Annotated in this window: 20 protein-coding genes and 3 tRNA genes; 5 read left to right on the top strand and 18 right to left on the bottom strand. The window is 36.0% G+C overall.

Features of this window, described 5'->3' with window-relative positions:
• The 7 genes from ACGHIN_RS13605 to ACGHIN_RS13575 form a co-directional block, all read right to left on the bottom strand.
• Window positions 1–561, bottom strand: a 561-nt coding sequence (locus ACGHIN_RS13605; protein WP_390454495.1) for a GLPGLI family protein, incomplete at its 3' end; no start/stop codon positions are given.
• Window positions 562–661: 100 nt separating this feature from the next.
• Window positions 662–2527, bottom strand: coding sequence for a M56 family metallopeptidase (locus tag ACGHIN_RS13600; protein ID WP_390454492.1), 1866 nt, complete (start codon window positions 2525–2527; stop codon window positions 662–664).
• Between the two features lies 1 nt (window position 2528).
• Entirely contained in the window at window positions 2529–2894 is a 366-nt protein-coding gene (locus ACGHIN_RS13595; RefSeq protein WP_390454489.1) for a BlaI/MecI/CopY family transcriptional regulator, read from the bottom strand.
• Window positions 2895–3137: 243 nt separating this feature from the next.
• The gene (locus tag ACGHIN_RS13590; protein ID WP_390454498.1) at window positions 3138–5276 is read right to left on the bottom strand and encodes a TonB-dependent receptor; all 2139 of its coding nucleotides are present in this window, start codon (window positions 5274–5276) and stop codon (window positions 3138–3140) included.
• Between the two features lie 55 nt (window positions 5277–5331).
• Window positions 5332–5859 (bottom strand): hypothetical protein, encoded by a 528-nt coding sequence (locus tag ACGHIN_RS13585; RefSeq protein ID WP_390454486.1) that lies wholly within the window; start codon window positions 5857–5859, stop codon window positions 5332–5334.
• A gap of 17 nt (window positions 5860–5876) precedes the next feature.
• Entirely contained in the window at window positions 5877–6353 is a 477-nt protein-coding gene (locus ACGHIN_RS13580; RefSeq protein ID WP_390454483.1) for a hypothetical protein, read from the bottom strand.
• Between the two features lies 1 nt (window position 6354).
• The gene (locus ACGHIN_RS13575; protein WP_390454480.1) at window positions 6355–9192 is read right to left on the bottom strand and encodes a T9SS type A sorting domain-containing protein; all 2838 of its coding nucleotides are present in this window, start codon (window positions 9190–9192) and stop codon (window positions 6355–6357) included.
• Window positions 9193–9477: 285 nt separating this feature from the next.
• On the opposite strand from ACGHIN_RS13575, the gene ACGHIN_RS13570 reads away from it, so the two are divergent.
• Complete coding sequence (locus ACGHIN_RS13570; RefSeq protein ID WP_390454477.1) at window positions 9478–10062, top strand: hypothetical protein; 585 nt, start codon at window positions 9478–9480, stop codon at window positions 10060–10062.
• A gap of 44 nt (window positions 10063–10106) precedes the next feature.
• Here the strand turns inward: ACGHIN_RS13570 and ACGHIN_RS13565 are convergent.
• The 5 genes from ACGHIN_RS13565 to ACGHIN_RS13545 form a co-directional block, all read right to left on the bottom strand.
• Window positions 10107–10179 (bottom strand) — tRNA-Met (locus ACGHIN_RS13565).
• Window positions 10180–10243: 64 nt separating this feature from the next.
• Window positions 10244–10471, bottom strand: coding sequence for a hypothetical protein (locus tag ACGHIN_RS13560; RefSeq protein WP_390454474.1), 228 nt, complete (start codon window positions 10469–10471; stop codon window positions 10244–10246).
• Window positions 10468–10710 carry a glutathione synthase gene (locus ACGHIN_RS13555; protein ID WP_390454467.1) on the bottom strand — a complete coding sequence of 81 codons (243 nt, stop codon included), beginning with the start codon at window positions 10708–10710 and terminating at the stop codon, window positions 10468–10470. The genes ACGHIN_RS13560 and ACGHIN_RS13555 overlap by 4 nt, the downstream gene beginning before the upstream one ends.
• Window positions 10711–10823: 113 nt before the next feature.
• Window positions 10824–10896, bottom strand: a tRNA-Met gene (locus ACGHIN_RS13550).
• A 33-nt stretch (window positions 10897–10929) separates the two neighbouring features.
• Window positions 10930–11002: transfer RNA gene (locus ACGHIN_RS13545), tRNA-Met, on the bottom strand.
• 101 nt (window positions 11003–11103) lie between these two features.
• On the opposite strand from ACGHIN_RS13545, the gene ACGHIN_RS13540 reads away from it, so the two are divergent.
• The 4 genes from ACGHIN_RS13540 to ACGHIN_RS13525 all read left to right on the top strand — a co-directional run bounded on the left by ACGHIN_RS13540 (window position 11104) and on the right by ACGHIN_RS13525 (window position 13762).
• Window positions 11104–11715 (top strand): L-threonylcarbamoyladenylate synthase, encoded by a 612-nt coding sequence (locus ACGHIN_RS13540; RefSeq protein ID WP_390454464.1) that lies wholly within the window; start codon window positions 11104–11106, stop codon window positions 11713–11715.
• Between the two features lie 72 nt (window positions 11716–11787).
• Window positions 11788–12546: a peroxide stress protein YaaA gene (gene yaaA, locus ACGHIN_RS13535; RefSeq protein ID WP_390454461.1), complete on the top strand. Its 759-nt coding sequence runs from the start codon at window positions 11788–11790 to the stop codon at window positions 12544–12546.
• Window positions 12547–13395, top strand: a complete 849-nt coding sequence (prmC, locus tag ACGHIN_RS13530; RefSeq protein WP_390454458.1) for a peptide chain release factor N(5)-glutamine methyltransferase — start codon at window positions 12547–12549, stop codon at window positions 13393–13395.
• A 7-nt stretch (window positions 13396–13402) separates the two neighbouring features.
• On the top strand, window positions 13403–13762 hold the full coding sequence (locus ACGHIN_RS13525; protein WP_390454455.1) for a DUF4180 domain-containing protein: 360 nt from the start codon (window positions 13403–13405) through the stop codon (window positions 13760–13762).
• Between the two features lie 12 nt (window positions 13763–13774).
• Here ACGHIN_RS13525 and ACGHIN_RS13520 read toward each other — a convergent pair whose 3' ends face one another.
• The 6 genes from ACGHIN_RS13520 to ACGHIN_RS13495 all read right to left on the bottom strand — a co-directional run.
• Window positions 13775–14743: an NAD-dependent epimerase/dehydratase family protein gene (locus ACGHIN_RS13520; RefSeq protein WP_390454452.1), complete on the bottom strand. Its 969-nt coding sequence runs from the start codon at window positions 14741–14743 to the stop codon at window positions 13775–13777.
• Window positions 14740–15525, bottom strand: a complete 786-nt coding sequence (locus ACGHIN_RS13515) for an SDR family NAD(P)-dependent oxidoreductase (protein ID WP_390454449.1) — start codon at window positions 15523–15525, stop codon at window positions 14740–14742. Before ACGHIN_RS13515 ends, ACGHIN_RS13520 begins: the two co-directional genes overlap by 4 nt.
• 158 nt (window positions 15526–15683) lie before the next feature.
• Entirely contained in the window at window positions 15684–16796 is a 1113-nt protein-coding gene (locus tag ACGHIN_RS13510; RefSeq protein WP_390454446.1) for a helix-turn-helix domain-containing protein, read from the bottom strand.
• Between the two features lie 29 nt (window positions 16797–16825).
• The gene (locus tag ACGHIN_RS13505) at window positions 16826–17467 is read right to left on the bottom strand and encodes a rhomboid family intramembrane serine protease (RefSeq protein WP_390454443.1); all 642 of its coding nucleotides are present in this window, start codon (window positions 17465–17467) and stop codon (window positions 16826–16828) included.
• Between the two features lie 13 nt (window positions 17468–17480).
• Entirely contained in the window at window positions 17481–20084 is a 2604-nt protein-coding gene (locus tag ACGHIN_RS13500; protein WP_390454440.1) for a DNA gyrase/topoisomerase IV subunit A, read from the bottom strand.
• Window positions 20059–20493 (bottom strand): hypothetical protein (locus ACGHIN_RS13495; RefSeq protein ID WP_390454438.1); only part of this gene is annotated, 435 nt, incomplete at its 5' end. The genes ACGHIN_RS13500 and ACGHIN_RS13495, both read right to left, overlap by 26 nt.

Genomic DNA, 20493 nt, shown 5'->3' with positions numbered 1-20493 from the left:
AATGTGTGAACCTGTGTTGTCTTCAATCTTCACGATCAGTCCCGGTAATCCATAAAATTTATACGGTCCGTCCTGAAAAGGAATGTCTGTAGAAAACCATGCCGTCCATTCTCTTCCGCCGAAGCTTGTGATTGCTTTCTGGGCATTATACTCACCTATTTTCTGTTTATCCGGAAGAATTTTCCATTCAGGTTTTTTATCTTCTGTAATTTTGTATTGATCGGTAGAAATGTTTCTGAACAGATAAGTTTTAAAATCAGGATATTGCTTGGTTACTTTATAAGAAACCTGTCCCGGGCTTTCTCTTCTGTTGATGCTGATATTTCCCGGATTTCCTTTTAACTGTTTTTCGAGATCGGCTTTCGCAGTTGAATCAGCAACGAACTTATCATGGCTGTAATAAGTTGAACCATTTTTATCAATATCCAGCAACATCATATCTTTTTTCACTTCCGTCCTATCGTTGGAATCCGGAATATATTTGTATTCGTAAAAAAATCTGTTGACCTGTGCGTGGGCAAAGACACTCACAAGCAAAAAAAGGAATACAATTTTTTTCATACTGTAATTATTCATTGTAAATTTCATCATATTATGCTTTCATTAAAAAGCTTTGTCAATTCAGCATCATGTATGTGGATTGACAAAGCTGATTGGAACTTTATTTTTTGGTTTGAATTCTTATTTCACCGGAAGCCTTACCGTTGTTGTTGTTTTTATTAACATTCATGCTTTTAATATCACCAGGCTTTAAAGCCTCCATTTCTTCTTTAGAAACTTCTTTACCATCAATATAAAATTTCATATCTCCGGTTCCGGAAGTATTCTTTAATCCGGAAATGATGATATTATTCTTTTTATCCCCGGTTCTGATGTAATCGGAATTGATTCTTATGACTTTATCGGATGGGATATTGTAGCTGAAATCATTATTAAAATAAATTGCTCTTCTGTTTCCCTCCAATGCTCTTCTTTCTGCTTCAAGTTTAGCTCTTTCCCCTTCTAATTTTGCTCTTTTTTCATTAAGCTTGGCTCTTTTTCTATCCAGTTCAGCTCTTTTTTTAGCTGTACTTGCAGATTCTTTAGCTCTTTCAGCAGATCTGAAGGCCATATCAGCTTCAGGGCTCCACTTCATATCTTTTAAATCTTTAAATTTATAGACTTTTACTTTTGGAGCTCCCGGAGCATGGGGTGCAGCCGGAGCACCAGGAACCTCAGGAAAATCGATATCTAATTCCGGAAGCTCAGGCATTTCTGGTAATTCAGGCATTTCTTCATACTTCATATTTTCAATGTTCTTCATTTTATCTTTCCATTCTTTCGAATTGAAGTATTCATCAATATTCACATTTTTACCATCCATCCTGATCACCATGGCAGATTTCATAAAGTCTTCTGAGTCGATAATTTTTCCTATCTCTCCAGATAGCTTCCCAATTTCTTCAAGGCGGTCATTATATTCTTTGCTTTCAGGGTTAAGGTTTTTCAAAGCTGAGCTGCTTTCCTTAATTTTTTTGCTTAGATCGGCGATTTTTTTCTGGCTGTCTGATTTTTGGAAATGCTTTGGTTCCCCGGGAACTTTCATTTTTAATTTTCCGGGAGCAATAGTATCTTTTTTAATCTGAGCAACGGCCTCCTGAATTGCTATATTGGTTTCTTTAATTTCTTTGTTTTTAGCATTTACCATATAAGCAAACGCTACGGAGAATAAAACCGGCAACGCAAAAATTCTTCGCGCATATCCGAACTTGGTTTTAGGTTTTTGTAACATTTTAAGTCGTTTTTTAAGGTTTGAACTTAGAAACGGACTGGTTGCAGGCAACTGTGTTCCGGAAAAGTGGCTTGCTAAAAGCATCTGCGCAAATGCTTTGGTGTCCGATTGTTTTATGGCTTTTTTATCAGCCAGATATTCATGGATTAAATTGAGTTCTTTTTTAATGATATGAAAGAACGGATTGAACCAGAAAACAGAGGTAATGATCTCTGTAAAGACCTTATCGAAAGAGTGTTTCTGCTCAATGTGAACCATTTCGTGCTTTAAAATCTGTTTTCCGATGTCTGAATTCAGAACAATGGTATTTTTCCAGAACAGGTTTTTAAAGTATGAAAATGGAGCGTCGGTCAAGTTTGTCTGGTAAAAATTGATTCCATCGAAACTTTCCTTTTGAAACTGGTTTTTAAGCTGTCGGATTTTTAAAATCCCATAGAGAAGCTTTCCTAAAAAATAGAAAGAAACCAATCCCAAAGCTGAAAAAATAATTCTAAGATAAATGTGGTCATTGTTTAGGTTTTTAGTTGTATTAAAATTTTGTAATTTATCAATCAGCATGTAAACATCATTATTCACTTCAATGGTAAAGTCATCTACTTTTATCAATGGCAGCAATAGTGATATCAGTATTGCGGACAACAGATAAAATCTGTTATAATGATGAAATGTCTTGTCTTTTAAAGACAACTGGTAATACAAAAACATTACACCAGAACAAACAATTACTTTTCCGAAATATAGAAGCACGGTTTCCATACTAGTTTTTCTTTTTGAGTTCGTCTAATAACATCTCAAGATCCTCCACTGTCATTTCATTTTTTTCTACAAGGAATGAAACGGCACTTTTGTAAGAACCTTTAAAATAATTTTTCACAAGACTTTTCATTGTTTTTCCTGAATACTGCTCTTTAGAGATCAGCGGGAAATACTCATGTTGTCTTCCGTATACATTATAGTCTACAAATTCTTTATCTTTCAATACTTTTAAAATAGTAGAGACTGTATTGGTATGCGGTTTGGGTTCGGGAAACAGATCGAGGATATCTTTAAGGAATCCCTTATCTAATTTCCATAAATACTGCATTACCTGTTCTTCTGCTTTTGTTAAAGTCTGAATTTTCATATCCTTCTCATTTTATCATTATCTGATATAAAATTAAGCAATAATTCTATATCACTAATAAATTAGTTATACAAATGTAGAAATTAATCTCATTTAAACAACTATTTTTTTAGTGATAATATGTAAAATAGTATAAAACACTGTTAATCAGATAAATAAAATATATTAAAGTTTTGTTAAAGTTTTAAATTTGACTAAAAAAACCGCTCCAAACTGAAGCGGTTAATATAATTGTGGTTAAGTTTAAAAATGGTAGGCAAGATTTATTCCTCCAAAGAAATAAGCTTTGCTTGGTCCCGGATTAACATCTGTGGCCACATTTCCCGGATAATTAGAATTGGGGTCATTATCATTGATGCTGTTGCCTAAAAACAGGAATGTATAATTGATCTGGCTCGTAAGATTATTTCCTGCCATATAAGCATCCACATCCCACTTCCCAAAGGTGTGCTTATATCCCAGTTTTGCATTGTATTGGTGGAAGCCCTTCACTTTATTGGTATTTCCGAAATCAGTATATACATCCCCAAGATAACTGAAAGTATTCAGGAAGTAGATTCCAATTTTTGTATCAAGATCTAGTCCAAGAGAAAATTTTGTTCTTGGAACGCCTACCACCTGATTATGGATATAATTTTTTTCCTGGTTATTTAATCTTGTCATAAAATCCTGATATCTGAAATCATAATAAGACGCATTAAAGAAAGGCTCTATTCTATTGATAAATCCTTCTTCGGTATCGTATTTATACCCTAAACTTGCCTCAATCCCTTTATTTTTTTGATTTCCCGTATTGGTCCAATAGCTATAAGCCGCTCCGGTTACAGGATCTTTTCCGGATAGTTGAGTCAATTTATCTTTAATTCTGATATCAAAAACAGAGATCTGATAATCGAATTTTGTATTCAACAATAACCCCTGAACTGAAAAATCAAGCATTTTGGCATTTTCCGGTTTAAGGTCATCATTGGTTTTATTGATTCCGGTGATAAAAGCTGTGGCAGCAGTTGGAGCGTTATACCCTTCACTATAGCTTAGGTTCACGATCTGTTTTCCGAATGTCTTCTGCAAAGCTATATGCGGTTTGTAAACCGTTGAAAAACTTTTATCAAAAGAGAGGTTCTTGTCATATCCTGCAACCAATCCCGGATAAGCGAGAAGGTCTTCCCTGTTATATTTAATCCTGTTTCCACTCAATCCGGCAATAAGACTTAGATCCCAAGGTTTATAGGTAAGTTTATCTACTAAGAAGAATGAAAGCTGATTGTTTTTATACTTAAAGTAAGATCCCCGTCCTATTGGCTGAGTTTCAAGCTCATTCCCGGTAAACCTGTAGTTGGAAATAAGAGAACGGGAAAACAAATATTCGGCACCGGTTTCAATAGTATTGCTGAAATCAGCAGATAATTGATTTTTGATGATAAATGTACTTCTGAAACCGTAATTAGGACTCTGATTGTCTTCCGCTGCACCGGCCGCAATTCTTTTTGCATCGAGATGAGAATAAAAAATAGAGGTGAAATTGGTAATATTAGGCTTGATGCTCCACCTGTGACTTATAGTTGCCCGGCTTACGTCAAAATTATTTGCCGCATTTTTATTAGCATATGCCAGATTTCCGGGATCATTTCCTGCATAATAATCTGCATAAGAAATCTGTCCTGTTACTCCTTCATCAGAATTGGTATGATTGGCATATACCGTAAGTTCCTGAGCTTGATTGATCTTAAAAGCCCCTAAAAAAGAATAGGTATTTTTTAAGCTGCTTCCTCTTGGCCTGTACCCGTCACTTTGAATATGTCCATAATTAAACATCAATGAAGCATTATCTGTTACCGCATCCACTCTTGTGGCAGTCTGAAATAAATTGAATGACCCTGCAGTTAGTTTTTGTGACAATGTAACTCCTTTTTCTGTAGAAGGCCTCATATAGAAGCGTACAACTCCACCAACACCGCCACCATATAAAGTAGCTGCAGGACCTTTAATAACTTCTACCTGATTGATCAGGGAAAAATCGATATCTTCCAATAGGGTAACACCATCTGCATTGGTAATAGGAACAGAATTAAGATAACTTTTGATTCCCCAGTTATTGAATTTCTGATCATTTCCATATCCTCTGACCACAATTCTCTGTCCACCCAATTGTGTTCTTTTATCCACCTGAACTCCCGCCAGAGTTCCCAGGCTTTGTTCAATAAAGCTGGAATTATTCCGGTTAAGCTCATACTCACTTAAGGTCTCCGTACTTTGCGCATGTCTTTGAAATTCTGCTCTTTCTTTTTTTATTTTATCCCTCCCGGTAATAGTAATAGGATCTATATCCGATTCTTTCACCTGCGCATGCAGGGTTTGGAATGCCGCACAAGCACCCATCATTAATATATATTTTCGCATGAAGTTTTATACTTTTTATTTTATACTTATTGAAATGTCATATCATAGTATAAAATTTAGGAGGAGAAAATATTTTTAGATGAAAATATGTTCCGCTCTTTAAGAAGTAATGGTAATTCTTTACGAGCAGGTTATATTCAACTATTTTGATGTTTTCCTGAAAGCCCGGACTAAAAAGCTGCTTTTGACTTTTTACTGTTTTGGTTTTGGAAGAAAAACACTTTTGATGTCCCCATATCAAACTGAAAAGAGGTAAAGAGCTTTCCTCAAATCTACGAATTTTTGTTTCTTTAGGATCTTTTATACAATAGTACTTATTGTCTATAACTTTTACAATATCATAAAGTTCTCCGTTAAACTTAAACTCATTCTTTGAAAGCCACTCCACATCTTCAAGTTGCTTCTGAGTAAATGAGATAAGATCCTTATCCTTAATTTTTTCCCGCAAAATATGCATTCGCATTTCACGCTGTACTTCTTCTCTTAATTCTTTAAGAAATTCAGAAGAGCATAAAGTTCCAGCTACTATAAAGATCAGAAAAAAATAAAAGATCTTATGTTTCAAAGATGGTATATGATAATTTATGGATAGAATTCCTGATTTTCTGAAACAGTAAATTTGGGAATTATTAATTTTTTGATTGCTTTGGATGTTCCTGTAGTATATTCCAGCCAATATTTTGAAGCTTGTACAGTTAGATCTTGGTTCGGAATTTCCTGACCACTGGAAGCATCAATCGTTGGTTCCCTGCGCTGATCTGTCATAGAAGCAGTAAGTACGATAAGTTTCCCTTCTGTTTTGGTAGTAACTGCCACTTTAGTTCCATTGATCATCAAACTTTTAAACAGATATGATTGGCTGTCCTTTTTTTTTAGCACGATTTTGTAATGTCTTCCTTTAACACCTTCTCTTCCTCCAAACCATTCTGTCTGTACAGCAGAGAGGATAGAAAAATCCTGCTTTTGAGAAACTGATGCCTGATCATTAGCAGCTTTTGTTGGTGCATTGCAAGAATACACCAACAATATTGCTGTTAATATAATTGTATGAAAATTCATTCTAGTCTTCCGCTTTCTGTTTTTTTCCTACCATAAAGATGGAGGTGAAAACTACCTGCTTATTATTCTCCGCTTTCAGAATATAGCTTCCATTTGATAAACCAGTTGCAAATTCTTCATCAGACTTCAGGTTGTTTTTCGTATAAACCAGTCTTCCTGAAGCATCAAAAATAGTAATATCTACGCTTTTAAATTTAGATTCATCAAATCTTAAGTGTGCATTTCCACGTGAAGGATTCGGGTACACCTGCATCAGTTTTTTCTGTTTTGTTTCAGATGTTGCTAATGAAATAATAGAGTTCTGTGAAGTCCATGCTCCTCTTCCATAGGTTGCAACCAACACTGTTCTGGTAGCAGGTCTGTAGTCTAAGTTTGTTACCCTTACATTTCCTATTCCAGCAGAATATTGAGCCCATGTAGGCGAGGCAGAAAGGAAATCTGTAGTTGCCCAAAGTCCGGCTTCGGTACCTATAATTACTTCATTGCTGTCATCAGGATTCATCAGAATGGTTCTCACAGGCATATCCGGAAGGTTTCCTTCTTTATTTTGCCAGGATGATCCTCCATCTGTAGAATAGAAAATACTTGCTGTATTATAATTAGCCACTGTAACCATGATACTATTTTCATTACTTCCGAATTCCATATCGGAGATAGTTCCTACAACAGGTGTTGTCAACGGGGTAGATACAAAAGATGTAGTATTAGCATCTGTCATTTTAAAAATTCTCCCCTGGTTTGTTCCTACCAATAATGTTGTGGAAGCCGTAGTATAAGGGGAAACTTTCAGATTTGAAATTTGCTCACTCGTCTGAGCCGCAGCTACCGTAACGGCAGTATTGGTAAGACTGAGCGGAATAGTATTAATCCCCGTTGTTCTGAAAATTGTCATCCCGGAACGGAATGAATAAAAGACATCTTTATTTCTGTCCAGTGCAATCTCATTCACAAAATGTCCCAAGCTTCTGTTAGCAGATGTAGTAATTAAGTTTACATAAGTATTATTTACAATAGAATATAATTTATGATTATTATACACATAGCTGTCTATCTGGTAATTTTCAAGGTCATCATATTCCGGATACATTCCGTCTCCTCCGGCGTAGGATTGGGAAGTATAAAAATTATTGGCTAAAGGAGCCCCATATAACATTTGGGTTCCATTATCCTGTGCACCAGCTAAAAATTCCTCATCTCCTGAATTTTTAGTAGGATTAAGTACGGCCCCATAAAACTGGGTAACATTATATCTTGTATTTCTGGCAGCTATACTTGTAGTAGATGATAAGCTGTTTTTATTAGGAGCAAAGTAGATTCCACCATCATTCCCAAATAACATTTGATTGGTAGCATAGTTATTAAAAGGATTAAAAACAATCGTATGCTGATCCGCATGTACCGTTGGAACCTGAAGCCCTGCTAGGTTGTTATTATTCGACCATTTTGAAATTTGGGTCCATGTTGCAGCTCCGTCTAATGATTTGAAAAGATCAATACCTCCCGTATACACAATATCATCATTCAAAGGATCAGGGATGATAATAAGATCATAAAAAGACTGTCCTCGTGTAAAATCATTATCTGGAATTCCGTTATCAGCATCATTAGGCAGAGTAATTACTGGTGATGGATCACTGGTTGACACCCACGTAGCCCCTCCATCAGTTGTTTTTATGATCCTCACGGGCTCAGTAGAAGATGCACCCTGCAAAAGACCATATGCTTTTAGGGGATTGGTTTTGGAAAGAGCAAAATCTACTCTATTGCCTGGAACACCTACGTTATAGACTTCCGTAAAGGTATTTCCGTCTGCAGATTTAAAAATCCTTCCTCCAGAATCAACATTGGAAAAACGGGAACTTCTGGTTGAAAGCCAAACCGAATTATCGGCTCCAATTTCTATTTGCTGAATAGAATATCCTGCTGTACTCGGGTTTCCGGTAGTGGTATTCATGGCCATTAAGTTCGTATTTCTTACAAACGTTGCTCCTCCATCAGTAGATTTATATAATCCAGATTGATAAAGTCCTAAAGAGCCGCTACTGAAAGTAATCCCTACAGATCCCCCACTTACCCCAGCATATATTTCTGAAACTCCATTATTGTTTCTAACTTTAATGCTGTTGATATAAAAATTACCGTTTTTTATAGTTCCAGTATAACTGGCAGGAATAGTAAAAATTTGTGTCCAGGTTATTCCGCCATCTGTTGTTTTCCATATACCGGAACCAACAGCATCGGAAGTTTCACATTCTCCCGTTCCAACATAAAATACTTGTGAATTATTAGGGTCATAAGTGATACAGGAAATTGAAGTATTAGCCCAAAAATCATTAATAGGTGTCCATTGATTTGTAGAAACAGACGGATCTTCATTCACCCATAATCCTCCTGATACCCCTCCTGCGAAAACTCTTTTTCCGGCAGGATCATTAGGATCATACATGATTGCCCTTGTCCTTCCCCCTACACTATAAGGTCCCCTTTCTATCCAGGGCTGGTTAAATTTTGAAGTACTTGAACCTCCGGAAATAAATGACAATTCCTTTTGTGGAGCATATTTTCCAGCTTTCAACTCATTCTTTAACTTAATGACATTTTCGAAATTAACGAGTCCTGTAGCCGGATCCATTGTATTTTTATAATCCTGCTCGTTAAATTCATTAGGAGGAATACCTTCCTTTTTTTGTAGCTCATGAGTATTTTTTATATTATTGTCATAAGCTGCATACAATTTCTGTAAACGCTTGGTTTCCTTTTTAAATTTCTGTTTTTGCTGTGCATGTGCTTCGGCACTTAGTAAGAGCATTGCAGCTGCAATGAGCATTTGTGTTTTCATAATCACATTTATTAAATTTTTCAAAAATAATATTTATAAAATCAATTAACAAAATTTAACGGTTAATTTTTAATAAACTCAATAAAATACTTCAAATTTGAATGATAAAATATCACATATATTAGCAATTAATTAATATTTTTTCCCACTAATAAATGAAATAAGTTAAAAATTGAAGACAAATAATTAGAAATAAGAAAGAATATTAAAAAATATTAACAAAATATCACAATGAATTTTATTAATGAAAAAAATATATTTATTTTAGTGCTTTAAAAATTTCTCATGAAAAGATATAATTTATTGATTGTACTATTATTATTTGTTTTTAATGTGGCGACTGCGCAAAAGAAGAATTCTCCTGCTGCAGATTTCAGCACGGTGAAGGAAACGAAAACCAAAATTGAAAATACGGTTCCATTGGTTCTTAAACATTTGCAGGACATCAGCACGAAAGAAGGAGACAACAATATCCTGGCAAACGGAAAAGTTGCTTTGGGAAAGGAATACGGAATTTTAGAATCTGAATGGCGCTTATACAGAATGAATATGAACAATTGCATTCTGAACAATTCTTCCAAAAAAGCTAAAAAATGTATGCAATACCATACCCAGTATCTAAGAAATACTTTAATTAACTACAACAACTACATCACGAATTTAACCAGAAAGAACGGATACTTAGGAGTAGAAGGAGACACAAAATTCGATTTCACTCCTTCTGAGCTTGCTACTAAGCTTAGTGAAGCGTACTTCAATGCAAATGATGCTGCCGGAAGAATGAAAGGAACAAAGAAAACAGAATTCTTAGGCCAGACTCTTGCTGAAGACTACAAACTTCGACCTTATGCTGAAATGGCTCAACAATAAATCAAATAAAAAAGAGAATCACTATGTGATTCTCTTTTTCTTAGTACCGGGACCCGGACTCGAACCGATGACCTTCGGGTTATGAGCCCGACGAGCTACCTACTGCTCCATCCCGCGATTTTACAGGTGCAAATATAGAATAATTTTTCTGACTGTGAAAATATAATTCACAATATTTTCCCTATTCATCCTCCTTTTTAAAACTTACTACTTCATATTCATCATTAGAAGAATATTTTTTACAGCTTTCATCATCAAACTTTTCAGGAGATTGCAGGAAGTCTTCTATATATCTTACACTTTCATCCGTATCCGCGGGAACAATAATGATATGATAACCGTTCAATACAGATTCGTGAGCATTTTTCAAAGATTCTTTTTTATGCTGTAATGCTTCATTATACTTCATAGCTGTTTATATTCGTCAGAAACTATCCTTCCGTTAATTGGTTCACTCCAGAAAATAAAAATACGGTTATCCATCCTGCTGATTTCAGGCTGTATTATCTCAAATTCCCCATCATCATTTCTCTTTTCAATTACCAGATCAACTCCTTCGCCTATCTCATCCATTTTAAATTCTATTCTGTATCTGTCGTTATTGTTACCTTTAACAAATTCCTCTTTTTTAAAGTTTCTCTGTGCCATAATATTGTTTTGGTTATTACAGCAATTTATAAACCATTTCAGTGTAAGAACTTTAATTGATTAAGAATGAAAGCAAAAAAAACGGTGAAACATAGTTGCACCGTTTTTTTTAGTAGCGGGGACACGACTCGAACGTGCGACCTCCGGGTTATGAGCCCGACGAGCTACCTACTGCTCTACCCCGCGGTGTATTTTCAGAACGCCGCTGCGTTAACTTAGTAGCGGGAACCGGACTCGAACCGATGACCTTCGGGTTATGAGCCCGACGAGCTACCTACTGCTCCATCCCGCGATATTGGACTGCAAATATACAACAATTTTTCAAAACTGCAATTTTTTCCTGTAAATAAAGCAGTTTTATAAAAACTATTCAATTATTCGTATCTTTGTTTTATGGCAAAAATCTTAAGAATTTATCCGGAAAACCCTCAGGAAAATCTTATCAATGAGGTAATTAGTACATTAAACAATGGCGGACTGATCATTTATCCATCTGATACGGTCTATGCATTAGGCTGCAATATTTTTGATATCAAAGCTATGGAAAAGCTGGCCCAGCTGAAAAAAATCAAGCTGGAAAAAGCTAAGTTCTCCATTATCTGTAATGATTTAAGCCACCTTTCAGATTTTACCCGGCCTATTGAAACATCTGTATTCAGGTTTTTGAAAAGCCATCTTCCGGGGCCGTTTACGTTCATCCTTGATGCCAATAAAAGCCTGCCTTTGGCTTATAAAGGTCATAAAACAATTGGTATCCGCGTGCCGGATCATCCGATTCCTCAACTTATTGTAGAAAAGCTGGGACATCCTATTGCTTCCACTTCTATTAAAGATGATGATGAGATCATTGAATATTCTACTGATCCTGAACTGATTGCTGAAAAATACGATCATCTGGTGGATATTGTGATTGACTCGGGATATGGAGATAATATGGCATCTACTATTGTAGATCTGACTTCAGGAGAGCCGGAGATCATCAGACAAGGAAAAGGGCAAATTTAGTTATGAATTATAAGTATAAATTATAAATGATGGGTGAGTATTGATATCACCATCAACCGTCAATTGTCAATTATGAAAATAGTAACATCACCTGCCAAATTAATGAATGTGGAGAATTCAACAGACCTGTTGAGATCTACTACTCCGAAATTCATTGAAGATGCAGCTTTTATACAATCTTATTTAAAACATAAATCTCCAAAATATCTTTCCGAATTGATGGAAATCTCTCCCAAACTAGCCGATGAAAACTGGGAAAGAAACCAGAAATGGAAGTCTAATCCAAAACCTAAGGAGTCTGCTCCAGCTCTGTTTGCTTTTACAGGAGAGGTCTACAGGGGTCTGGATGCCAAAACACTGGATAAAAACGCGGTGGATTATCTGCAGAAAAACTACAGAATGCTTTCAGGTTTGTACGGTTTATTAAAACCGTCTGATAAGGTGATGCTTTACAGATTGGAGATGGGAAGAAACTTTGAATTTGATCAGTATAAAAATCTTTATGAATTCTGGACCGAAAAGGTAACGGATATGCTGAATTCTGAAATGAAAAAAAATGAGATTCTTCTGAATCTGGCGAGCACCGAATATGGAAAAGTGATCAACAGAAAAAAGCTGAATCATAAGGTCATTGATTTTGATTTCTATGAATTAAAAGACGGAAAACCAAAAACCATTGTGGTATACACCAAACACGCCAGAGGTCTTATGGTGAGATATTGTGCGGAAACCCAGGCCAAAACATTGAACGATGTAAAAGCTTTCAATTATGAAGGGTATATAATTGATGAGGAAAAATCTACGGATACAAAATTGGTTTTCACAAGATAAATGACAATCTCAGATTTAAAAAACCGTTTCACAACAGAACTTTCAAGTCTTTATACAGATTCGGAAACTGCATTTTTATATTCTGTTTTTATCCGGAAAATAGTAGGCCTGGACTCTTTTCAGCAACGAATGCTGGCTCATCGTGAATTATTGCAAGAAGATGAGGAACGGCTTTATCAAGTAATTTCTGAATTAAAAACCCACAAACCTTATCAGCAGATTTTAGGAGAAACGGAGTTTTTCGGAATGACATTTTATGTGAACGAGCATGTCCTGATTCCGCGCCCGGAAACAGAAGAGCTGTTAGAAATGGCAGTTAATAAGATCAAACATCACTTTTCTGATCCAAAGCTGAAAATTTTAGATATCGGAACTGGAAGCGGAATTATTCCAATTGTTTTAAAAAAACATTTTCCCGAAGCTGAAGTTTTTTCTATTGATTTTTCAGAGAATGCTTTACAAACAGCCAGAAAAAATGCGGAGCTTCATCAGCTAGCCATCAACTTTATTCACCAGGATTACCTGAATTTTGAACTGACGGATCATTATGATATCATCATTTCCAATCCACCTTATATCGGTATTGAAGAGGAACATGAAATTGCAGATTCTGTGAAAGAGTTTGAGCCTGTGATGGCACTTTTCTCGCCTACTTCCGACGCTCTTATTTTTTACCGGAAGATTGCTCAGGATACCGAAAGGTATCTTAAAGGAAACGGTTTGTTGTTTTTAGAGATCAATCAAAAGCTGGGCCCTGAAACTTTAAAGCTTTATACTCCTATATTTTCCGAGGTACACCTCATTAAAGATTTATCTGGAAATGACCGTTTTATTTGGGGGAAGAAATAATAGTGTAATGAAAATTAAAGAGCATCTTATCAATAATACCAAAATTGCGGAAATCATTTCTGATGAAATCCTTATACAATCTGCTCAGGATGGATTGGATCTGCTTGGAAATGTGTATTATGAAGGGTTTGACAAAGTTATTATTCATGAAAACAATATGGCCCCTGATTTTTTTGATCTGAAAACTAAGCTTGCCGGAGAAATCCTGCAAAAATTTTCAAACTACCGTATCCCCTTGGCTGTTGTTGGTGACTTTAGTAAGTATGAGAGTAAAAGCCTTCGGGATTTCATCATGGAAAGTAACCAGACCCGGCACATCAACTTTACCTCAACTTTATCTGAAGCTTTGGAAAAGCTTTCGGAATAATGTATTGATTCTTTAGTTTTTTTTCTTTTTAAAATACTCAACGGCATCTTCAACAGCTTTATCTATAGGCTGATATTCAAGCCCAAGCTCCTGTATCGATTTATGGTTGGAGTAAAAATTATCGATTCTCAGTGCTTTCATATTTTCAGAACTTAAGTCGGTTTTTATTTGTAAAGCCCTCAGAAGGTTTCCTATCCTGCCCAAAATCACCAGTCCCGTATCCGGAATCGGGATCATCAATGGTTTTTGGGAAGTAATGCGGTTTATTTTTTTGAAAAAGTCTTTATAACTCAGATTTTCGTGAGCCAATAAATATTTTTCCCCGTTCTTCCCTTTTTCTATGGCATTGATAATCCCTTTAGCTGCATCTTCCGCATGAACAAAATTCTTTCCTCCTTTCGGATAAAAGATGATTTTCTTTTTCCAGGCCCAGTAAATAATTTTCCCTGAGCTGGGCTTATGGTCATACGCTCCGATCATAAAAGAAGGGTTCACGATCACCACTTCTGTTATTCTATTATTCTGCAAAAGATAATTTTCCGCTTCCTGCTTGCTTTTGGCATAGAAAGAATGGGTAAACGGGTATTTCTGACAGCTTTTTTCATTTCCAGGCTCTTCTTTGCTTCCATAGCCTAATGTATTCGCAGAGCTCACGAATATAAACCGGTTAACTTTTGCAGCTACCGCTTGTGAAAATAAGTGCACCACCGCCTCATGGTTTATTTTTCTGTAATCAGTATAGGAAAGCAGATTCTGCCTTGTTTCAGCAGCAATATGAATTATACAGTCTACTCCATCCAGATATCCTGAAATGTCTGTAAAAAGATCACCTTCCACCCAGGTCAGGTTTTCATTTTCCGTGCCCAGATCACTGCTTTTCTTGCGCACCAGAGCAATAACATTATAACCATCGTTCAATAATTTTATCAGTACATGAGTTCCCAGAAGTCCTGTGGTTCCGGTGACAAACACTTTTTTCATGCTTCAATTTCTCTTTTGATAGCCTGGGTCATCAGAGGCAGTTTTATCCAGATCGGAAGGATTTTCATGACCAACCAGCTTACCGGATTCACCATAATGACGGAGTCTTTTTTGAAAAGCTGATCAATGCAGTAGCTCGCCACTTTATTAGGATCCAATAACGTTAATTTACCCAAGAATCCCTGCTTTTCAATCCGGTCACAAACATCAGGATTGGTTTTCATTGCTCCCGGATTCACTACGCTTACAAAGACATTCGTATCTTTTAATTCTTCATGTAAGCCTCTTGAAAATGAATGAATAAATGTTTTGGAAGCCGGATATACCGTTTTGAAACCTATCGGCGAAAAAGCGGCCATACTGGAAACATTGAGAATGTAAGACTGCGGCTGTTTTAAAAGATTGGGAAGCAGCTGATGTGTAATTAGTGATGTTGCCGTCACATTCACCTGCAAAATGGTATTGATATAATGAGGAGAGGCTTCGGTAAATTTTTGTGTTCCGCCCAAACCTGCATTATTAATCAGAATATGGATATTGAAAGAATTATTCAGCCAGTCTGTAAGTTTCAAAACATTTTCGTTGACGGAAAGGTCGACTTCATAATAATGTGTTTCCACCTGATACGTTTGTGCAATTTCTTCGCTCAGCTGCCTTAAATTCTGATCAGGCAGGCTCACTAAAATCACGTTGATTTTCTTTTTGGCCAGATATTCGGCAAATGCTTTTCCTAACCCCTGGCTGGCTCCTGTAACCACTGCGAATGATTCTCCGGTATTCATAAGATTAAATTTTATGATACAAAAGTATCCTCAAAAGTATGTGGAAATGTTCGGGGTTATCCGAATGAACATATTTCAGATAAATAAATAGAAAATATACAGATTGTTGATTTTCAATAAATTACTATATAAAAAAAGTAAAACTTTATAAACCTGAACTATTTTTTAAACTCTGATGGGGTCTGATCGGTCAGTTTTTTAAAGGTTGTATTAAAAGAGGTTTTTGAATTGAATCCTGACTCATATGCAATTCCTAAAATGGACAATTTATTATTGCTGTTGTCTTTCAACAGTTTTTTAGCATGTTCAATTCTGTATTCATTCACATACTGGAAGAAGTTCTTTTGAAATCCGGTATTAATAATATACGATAAATGATGAGTAGAAACAGAAAGCCGCTCTGCAAGCTTGATTAAATTCAGTTCACTATCAAGATAAGGTTTTTCGTTATTCATTAACGCTTCCAGCTGTGTTTTTATTCTAAGCAACTCGTCATCAGAAATCAGTTTTCTTTTGGTTTCCTCCGCTTCCGGGTCTGTATTGATAGAAATCAATTCTTCACGCTGTTTTTCTTCTAAAGGGTAAATTTCTTTTTGCTTTAAGGAATAATATCCTACAAAATAGATCACCAGCAAAAAAATAAGATTGATGAAAACATTGAGTGAAGTAGAATCATAAAACAAATTGTATATGACATAAACGATACTCACGATAAAAAGAACCAGAATGATGTATTCCAGCCAGTTTAGATTAATTCCTTCTGTATTAGCAGAGAACTGCTGGATTCTTTTTTGATGTTTTCTGATAGTGATATACGAAAGTCCTGTGTAAAATATTGCCTGAAAAAGTATCAGAGAGATTGAAATAAAGGCTAAAGTATCAAAATACCCGGGTTTACTTTCATAAGTTTCAAAACGCTGGAGAAAGAGGATGACAAAAAATATAAAAGGAAGAATGCTATACTTAATGTCTGAAGTTTTAAACTTAAACGCAGGATTGGTATAAAACAATACGCTAAAGAAGAATATGACCGGTGTTAAAAACTGGATCAGCTGAATCAGAAAAACAGAGTGAACATCTATTGATGATATCATCGCCAATGATACTATCTCATCCAACCAAAAGGTTGACCAAAGAAATAAAAACATGCCAAACCAGAAATTAGCTTTTTTATTAACTTTAAGCGGATTGGTAAGTTTTAAAAAAGAAAGCAAAACCAATGAACCATAGATCAGTATAACGACGAAGCGGTTTAACTCTATTGTGTTCATTGGTTTTGATATTTGGGTAAAGATAAATATTATCCTATTCTCTTCCTTATAAAAATCTCGTAACTTAAATAGAGTAACGGAATTGCCATTATTCCAAGATATAAAGCATTTTCAACGGCTCTTTCCGGCTGTACAATCACGGCATACACCAATCCAAAAAACGCACCTCCAAGGTGTGCCGCATGACCAATATTATCATGCTCTCTTGGATTCAGCATCATATAAACAGAATATCCAAAGTACAAGGTTCCGAAAATCCAACCAGGCAAAAAGTTGACACTTATTTCATTTGGAGCCAATGCTATCGAAGCAAAAATAATTCCTGAAACTGCCCCAGAAGCACCAATAGCGGAATACCATGGTTGGTTTTTATAAATCAGTAAACTAAAAAGATTACCCAAAATCATGGATCCAAAATAAATGATTAAAAAACCTATGCTTCCAAAAAAATATATTACAGCAGCCTGAAACATATATAAAGAAAACATATTAAAAAATAAATGCATAAAATCTGCGTGAAGAAATGCAGAACTGATTAATCTGAAATATTCTTTCTTTGATATTATTGCAGCCACATTAAATTTAAACTTCTCGAACAATCCTATATCATTTAGCCCTCTCCAACTAATAATACATGTTATTCCTATAATAATGATAACTATTAAGTTCATAATTTCTCAATAATTAATTTTCGTTATCGTTTCCGTCTTCTTCAAATAAATCTCCGATTACGCCATCTTCCGGATCATGATCAATAAAGCTGATGTGCCCTTCAGTATGTTCCACTTCATCGAAGCCTTCATGTTCTTCAGGTTCCGGAATGGTAATATTAATAGCTTTTACTTTAAACTTCGTAAACTGGTTTCCGATAGCTTTGATACCTTTCACCGCAATGAACTCATCAATAGTAATGGTTTCGGGCTCGCGTTCTTTTCCTTTATCCTTGGCAAAAATAATTTCTGCCGTAGAATCATTGGCCACAATAATGTTTTCGATGAATGACTTTGGATGTTCCGAAGGCATGAAAGTCTGCACATTCGTTGTATTTTCCAGCAGGAATCTCTTGATGAAGTAGATTTCCTTTTCTCCATCGTAATAAATGCACGTAATCGGTTGATCCGGCCTCCACTTTTCAAGAACCAGATATTCGTCATCAAAACGGTTTCCGAGGTCAAAGCTTACCAGTTTGGCTTCTCCGTTGGAATTGATGGTAAGTATTTTGTCATCGCCCTTGAAGCTTCCCAGCAGGGTTCCTCTTGCATCTGCATTCAGCCTTCTTATCGTATCATCAAACCAGATTCTTCTTGGTGCTAATGTAGAAACTCCTTCTTCTTTCAGGTCTACTTTTTTAACGGCATATTTGGTAACCAGGTTTCCTTTAGAATCCCTGCCTTTAATTGCCAGTTCGGAGAAATCGATCTCCATTTTGTTTTTCCTGATTCTTGGATTAGGTTTCAAAAGTACAGTTACCGTTTCTGCCTCTCCATTCGGATTAGCGGAGAAATACAGCACTTCAGAACCTTTTTTATCGGAAGCCAAAGGATAATCCGTATTTCTGGTAACTCCTGTTACCGAGAATCGTTTCATGTAATAAGGTCCTTCCTTACCTTCACGGTAGATCATGTTGTAGACTGTTCGCTTGTCGTTTTTCTTCCAGACCGCAACATGAAGGATATCTTTACCGATAAATGTTTTCGGTTCCACTTTTACGACTTTCATACTTCCATCTTTTCTGAACGTAATAATGTCATCAATATCCGAACAGTCAAACAGATACTGGTCTTTTCTTAAAGAAGTTCCGATAAAGCCTTCTTCAAAATTGGCATAGAACTTTTCATTGGCTACGGCTACCTTAGTAGCATCAATAGTGTCAAAAATTCTAAGTTCTGTTTTTCTTTCTTTTCCTTTTCCGTATTTCTTCTGAATATTTAAATAATAGTCAATGGCATACGCAATAAGATTATTCAGATGATGTTTTACCTGCTCTATTTTGCCTTCTAAAGCAGCAATATTTTCTTTGAATTTATCTAAATCGAATCTCGAAATTCTCTTAATCCGGATTTCAGTCAGTTTTAGAATGTCTTCTTCCGTTACGGCTCTTAAAAGATGTCCGGTGTGGGGTTTTAATCCCTCATCAATTGTTGTCAGAACATCTTCCCAGGTTTTTACCTCTTCAATGTCATGGTAGATCCTGTTTTCAATGAAGATTCTTTCTAATGAAGAGAAATGCCAGCTTTCCTGCAATTCATGAAGCTCGATTTCCAGCTCTTTTTTAAGCAATGACACCGTATGATCGGTATTCATTTTTAAGATTTCGGAAACGTTCAGGAACATCGGTTTATCTCCTACAATCACACAGGCATTCGGCGAAATGGTCACCTGGCAATCTGTGAAGGCATATAGGGCATCTATGGTTTTATCGGGGGAAACATCGTTATGAAGATGAATAAGGATCTCTACCGTATCTGAAGTATTGTCTTCAATTTTTTTGATCTTGATCTTTCCTTTCTCATTGGCTTTCAGGACTGAATCAATCAGATCGCCGGTTGTTTTGGAAAAAGGCAGCTCGGAAATGACAAGCAAATGCTTATCTATTTGTGAAATTTTTGCTCTCGCTCTTACTTTTCCACCTCTGTGCCCGTCATTATATTCGGTAACATCCAGATAACCAGCTGTTAAAAAGTCAGGGTATAATTCGAACTTTTTACCTTTTAAGTAAGCTACGGAAGCATTAATTAATTCATTAAAATTGTGGGGAAGAATTTTTGTAGAAAGCCCTACTCCGATCCCTTCAACTCCCTGTGCCAATAATAAAGGGAATTTTACGGGTAAATCTATGGGTTCATTATTCCTGCCGTCATAAGACTTTGCCCATTCTGTAGTTTTAGGATTGAAAACCACTTCCAACGCAAAGGGCGTTAGGCGTGCTTCAATATATCTTGCTGCAGCGGCGGAATCACCTGTATAGATGTTCCCCCAGTTTCCCTGAGTATCTATCAACAGTTCTTTTTGCCCGATCTGCACCATGGCATCTGTAATGGAAGCATCGCCATGAGGGTGATATTTCATGGTATTCCCTACAATATTGGCTACTTTATTGTACCGTCCGTCTTCCAGCTCGCGCATAGAGTGCATAATCCTTCGCTGAACGGGTTTAAATCCATCATACACGGAAGGGATAGCCCTGTCTAAAATTACATAAGAGGCATAATCAAGAAACCAGTCTTTGTACAGACCGGAAACTTTTTTTAAACTCTCTCCTTCATGCGAATATTCTTCTGTTATCATTTATGTCTACACTTACTTCTTTGTTCTCGTTATTAGTTTTTATAACTTTATTCAGAGACACCTTTAAATCGCTTATTTCTCTTTTGGTTAAATAAGAAATTTCATATTTTAAGATGGTTGAACCGCTATTCTTGCTTGAAATAGTAATATACAACCTTTTCACGAAATAAAAGTCAATGACTTCATATTTCATTAGTTTATACTTAGGGAACTCATCACTTAGAGCCTTGGCTAAAAACGGTATAGCATTTCTGTTTTTGAAATTCAGTGCTTCGCCGTCACTGTCATATTCAAAAATCTGCCGCCCGCTCAGATAATAAACCACCAACAGGAGTATGGGTACAATGACCAATAAATAGCTCTCCTCTCCTAAAACATCAAATTTGTATTCTTCTAAAAAGAATGCTGC

The organism is Chryseobacterium barbadense (assembly GCF_042849955.1).
Lineage (GTDB): Bacteria > Bacteroidota > Bacteroidia > Flavobacteriales > Weeksellaceae > Chryseobacterium.
Note: the sequence above shows the minus strand (reverse complement) of the source record. Positions and strands in the feature narration are given on the sequence as shown.